Below are 4,256 nucleotides of genomic sequence, written 5' to 3'. Positions count from 1 at the left end.
TATGTACTTGTTATCTTTTTATATCATAGCGAACATTTGTTCTTTTGTCAATGGTTTTTTATATCTACGAACAAATGTTTTGCATTTTTTATTTAAACATGATATAATGTAGCTAGATAAAAGGAATTATAAAATGAACGAAAGATTATAATTGATAAAGAATTGGAGGAATCAATCCATGAATTATGGTAAAATTAGTACAAAACAAAAAGAAATTTTAGAATACATAAAAGCACAGATTATTAACAAGGGGTATCCACCTGCTGTTCGTGAAATCTGCGAAGCAGTTAAACTAAAATCCACTTCAAGTGTACATTCTCATCTAGAAACGCTTGAAAAGAACGGATATATCCGTAGGGATCCAACAAAGCCTCGTGCTATCGAAATCGTTGATGATGGATTTAACCTTTCTAGAAAGGAACTTGTGAATGTACCTATTGTAGGTGTTGTAACCGCTGGACAGCCTATACTAGCAGTTGAAAACATTGAAGGTTACTTCCCTATGCCTGCAGAAGATATGCCTAATGCTGAAACATTTATGTTACGTGTTAAAGGTGAAAGTATGATTAATGCTGGTATCTTTGACGGGGATAAGATCCTCGTTGAGAAATCCTCAACTGCAGAAAATGGTGATATTGTTGTAGCATTAATTGATGATTCTGTAACAGTAAAAACTTTTTATAAAGAGAACGGCCACTTTAGATTACAACCAGAGAATGATACAATGGATCCTATCATTGTAGATGAATTAAGTATCTTAGGTAAGGTTATTGGGTTATTCCGTATGTTACATTAATTAGACTTACAAATCAGATTGTGTTATTCATAAATAACTAAAAATACTGCACCACTCATTCTGAATGGTGCAGTATTTTCTATTATATTTAATTATTCTTATTGAAGATCTTCAACTGATAATGTCTTACCATCTCTCCATATTCTTTCTAAATCGTAGAATAAACGATCTTCCCTAGAGAAAATATGAACAACAATATCGCCGTAATCCATTAAAACCCAGTTAGATGAACGAATTCCTTCGATTCTTTGTGGTTCAAATCCTTCTTTTGATAATGCTTCTTCTACACCCTCAACTAGAGCTTGTACTTGTGAGCTATTTGTACCATTAGCAATGATAAAGTAATCTGCAATTGTTGAGATTTCTCCGATTTCAATAATTCTAATATCTTCTGCTTTTTTATCTTCCATTGCATCGTATGCAATTAGAGCCATTTGTTTTGCTGAATCCATTATAAAATTCCGCCTTTCTTGTTATTTATTACCAACAATATCTTTATAATATTCATATGCTTCAATCGTAGTATTGTCAATGGTTTGACCATTGGATTTTAAGTAATTAAGTGTATTTTTCAAGGTTGTATATACAGCCAAATCTAAATCCTCAAATGCTAGTTTTCTGATCTCCGTAAGTCCAGGAATCATCCTTCTTGATGGTTCAATATAGTCAGCAAGGAAAACAATTTTCTCGAGTTTTGACATATCTGGTTTCCCAGTTGTGTGATATGCCATTGCTTGTAAAATCTCTTCATCTTCTATACCATATTCACTTTTTGCGTAACATGCTGCAAGTTTTCCATGTAGCAGATATGGTTGTTTTCTTTCTATATCTGAGATCGGAATATTATTTTGTTCACAACGGCTTATTTGTTCACTCGCATCATAATATTTGGCCAGATCATGTAAAATTCCTGCCACTTGTGCTTTCATAATATCACATTCATAACGCATAGCTAAGGATGCACATGTAAACTGAACACCTAATGAATGTAGATATCGTTTTGGTTTTAAAACTTTTCTCATTGCATCTTGTAATTCTAGAAAATCATATTCCATTACGCATTCGTCTTATTCATTTACTAATTAAATATACAATTTATTCTTTTGAATATAGCTAGCTACCTTTGGTGTTACATAATATCGAATATCCATACCATTCTTTATACGTTCTCTTATGTCACTGGATGATATATCAATATTCGGTGAGTTCAATAATTCAATAGAACCGTGAAATATTTCATTAAGTGCAGCACTTTTTTGAGCCATCTCCTCGATTGATTTATGGTCACGTATCGCAGCAATAAGCTTTGACAATTTAAAAATTGTAGCTGGATCTTTCCATTTATCTATATAAAACAACGAATCTGCCCCAACTATAAAATAATATTCTTCATCAGGGTGTAGTTTCGTTAACCTGGACAAAGTATCTGCTGTGTATGTGATACCTTCTCTCTCCATCTCAAAAGTAGATAACTCAAAATTTGGATTATCTTCAATTGCCAGCTCGACCATCTTTGCTCGTATATCATCATCAAGAATGTGATCATATCTCTTATGCGGCGGATTCTTCGTAGGCATGAAAATCACTTTATCTAATTGGAATTGTTCTAACGCAGTCTGCCCTAAGATAAGGTGACCTAGATGAATCGGATTGAATGTTCCACCCATAATACCAATTTTCTTTTTCTTCATACTTACTCCTATCTGCACCAAGATAACTACTATTTAAATAGTAACTATATAATACACCTATTGTTTCTTAACTTTTGGTAATTCGATTTTTTTATTTTCTTTTGATTCGCGATAAAGAACAATTTTCTTTCCAATAACTTGAACTACCTCTGATTTCGTTCTCTCTGCAAGAATTTGTGCGATTTCTTTTGGATTGTCCATACAATTTTTTAATACACTAATTTTGATTAATTCTCTTGCTTCTAGTGCTTCATTGATACCAGAAGTAAATTCTGGTGTAATACTTGCTTTACCTACTTGATAAATAGGATCAATTGTCATTGCTAATCCTTTTAAATACGCTCTTTGTTTGCTTGTCATACTCTATTCCTTTCGTAACTATTCAAATAATATCATTGCTGATATCAAATAGTTGTTATTTTTCTTTATATATAATAGTTTCCTTGCAAGGGTTCCTCGCACAAAGAAGAAAAACTTCCTTGCACTCTCCTTACTTTACATATACCACGTAGAGTAAACACGCCCTTACCACATCAATTTATTTATAATAATCGAAGGATAATCCATACATATGAACCGTATCTCCTTCTTCAATTCCTAGTTCTTCAAGTTGTTCTAATATACCATTCGTCTTTAAGAATTTTTGGAAAAATTCAAATCCTTTTTCCGAATCAAGATTTGTATAACCAAGCATTCTTTCAATTCTAGGTCCTTCAACAGAAAACTCATGTTCATCAACTTTTTCAACTGTAAATGGTTCATCAGAGTAATCAATCTTCTCTGGGAAGAATTCTCTCTCAAAGGTGATTGGCTCAGATGCTAAGTTGTTTAATTGTTGTTTCACATAATAAAGAAGTTCTTTCACACCTTTACCTGATACAGCTGAGACCGGGAACACCTTGATTCCTTGTGGTTCAAACTCTTCACGCATCAAAGTAAGTGTTGTTTCTTCATCATCACCATAGAATACATCAATCTTATTTGCCGCGATTACTTGAGGTTTCTTAAGTAATTCTGGATTATACGCTTCTAATTCTGCGTTAATTTTCTTAATATCTTCAATCGGGTCACGTCCTTCTACACTTGCTGCATCTACCATGTGAATAATCACTTTAGTACGTTCAATATGCTTTAAGAATTCATGTCCAAGTCCGATACCTTCTGATGCTCCTTCAATAAGTCCTGGAATATCAGCGATAACAAACCCATCTGTACCCTCTAGATCAACTACACCAAGGTTTGGATTTAAAGTAGTAAAATGATAATTTGCTATCTTTGGTTTTGCATTAGTTACCCTTGATAAGAATGTGGATTTACCTACATTAGGGAATCCAACTAGCCCTACATCAGCAATAACCTTTAATTCTAGTGTAACGTACATCTCCATTCCAGAACGTCCTGGTTGAGCATACTTAGGCACTTGCATAGTAGGTGTTGCATAGTGTTGATTTCCTTTACCACCGGAACCACCTTTAAGAATTACCTCACGACGGTTCTCATGTGACATATCAGTAATAACTTTACCTGTTTCAGCGTCTTTTACAATCGTACCTTCTGGTACTTTAACGATCATATCTTCTCCATCTGCACCATGACAACGTCTCTTACCACCAGGTTGCCCATCCTCAGCACAGTATTTACGAATATGACGGAATTCATTAAGCGTATTAATTCCATCATCTACTTCAAAGATTAAATCTCCGCAGCCACCGCCATCACCGCCATCTGGACCACCCGCAGGAACAAACAGTTCTCTACGAAAACTAACA

The 4,256-nt window shown here is 34.1% G+C and carries 6 protein-coding genes; 1 reads left to right on the top strand and 5 read right to left on the bottom strand.

The annotated features are described in order from the left end of the window. The first annotated feature begins 178 nt into the window (after positions 1-178). Positions 179-796 (top strand): transcriptional repressor LexA, encoded by a 618-nt coding sequence (lexA, locus tag ACW2QF_RS18250; RefSeq protein WP_455717446.1) that lies wholly within the window; start codon positions 179-181, stop codon positions 794-796. A gap of 98 nt (positions 797-894) precedes the next feature. Here lexA and rsfS read toward each other — a convergent pair whose 3' ends face one another. The 5 genes from rsfS to obgE all read right to left on the bottom strand — a co-directional run. Then, on the bottom strand, positions 895-1,248 hold the full coding sequence (rsfS, locus tag ACW2QF_RS18245; protein ID WP_455717445.1) for a ribosome silencing factor: 354 nt from the start codon (positions 1,246-1,248) through the stop codon (positions 895-897). A 21-nt stretch (positions 1,249-1,269) separates the two neighbouring features. Continuing rightward, positions 1,270-1,851, bottom strand: coding sequence for a bis(5'-nucleosyl)-tetraphosphatase (symmetrical) YqeK (yqeK, locus tag ACW2QF_RS18240; protein WP_455717444.1), 582 nt, complete (start codon positions 1,849-1,851; stop codon positions 1,270-1,272). A 27-nt stretch (positions 1,852-1,878) separates the two neighbouring features. Continuing rightward, positions 1,879-2,487 (bottom strand): nicotinate-nucleotide adenylyltransferase, encoded by a 609-nt coding sequence (gene nadD / locus ACW2QF_RS18235; RefSeq protein WP_455717443.1) that lies wholly within the window; start codon positions 2,485-2,487, stop codon positions 1,879-1,881. A gap of 57 nt (positions 2,488-2,544) precedes the next feature. Beyond that, positions 2,545-2,847, bottom strand: coding sequence for a ribosome assembly RNA-binding protein YhbY (yhbY, locus tag ACW2QF_RS18230; RefSeq protein WP_455717442.1), 303 nt, complete (start codon positions 2,845-2,847; stop codon positions 2,545-2,547). Between the two features lie 178 nt (positions 2,848-3,025). Continuing rightward, the coding region (gene obgE / locus ACW2QF_RS18225; protein ID WP_455717441.1) for a GTPase ObgE at positions 3,026-4,256 on the bottom strand (1,231 nt) is incomplete at its 5' end.

Source organism: Anaerosporobacter sp. (assembly GCF_965301125.1).
Note: the sequence above shows the minus strand (reverse complement) of the source record. Positions and strands in the feature narration are given on the sequence as shown.

Coding starts and splice junctions, on each gene's coding strand:
- lexA (WP_455717446.1), top strand. CDS start 179: ATGAATTATGGTAAAATTAGTACAAAACAAAAAGAAATTTTAGAATAC.
- rsfS (WP_455717445.1), bottom strand. CDS start 1,248: ATGGATTCAGCAAAACAAATGGCTCTAATTGCATACGATGCAATGGAA.
- yqeK (WP_455717444.1), bottom strand. CDS start 1,851: ATGGAATATGATTTTCTAGAATTACAAGATGCAATGAGAAAAGTTTTA.
- nadD (WP_455717443.1), bottom strand. CDS start 2,487: ATGAAGAAAAAGAAAATTGGTATTATGGGTGGAACATTCAATCCGATT.
- yhbY (WP_455717442.1), bottom strand. CDS start 2,847: ATGACAAGCAAACAAAGAGCGTATTTAAAAGGATTAGCAATGACAATT.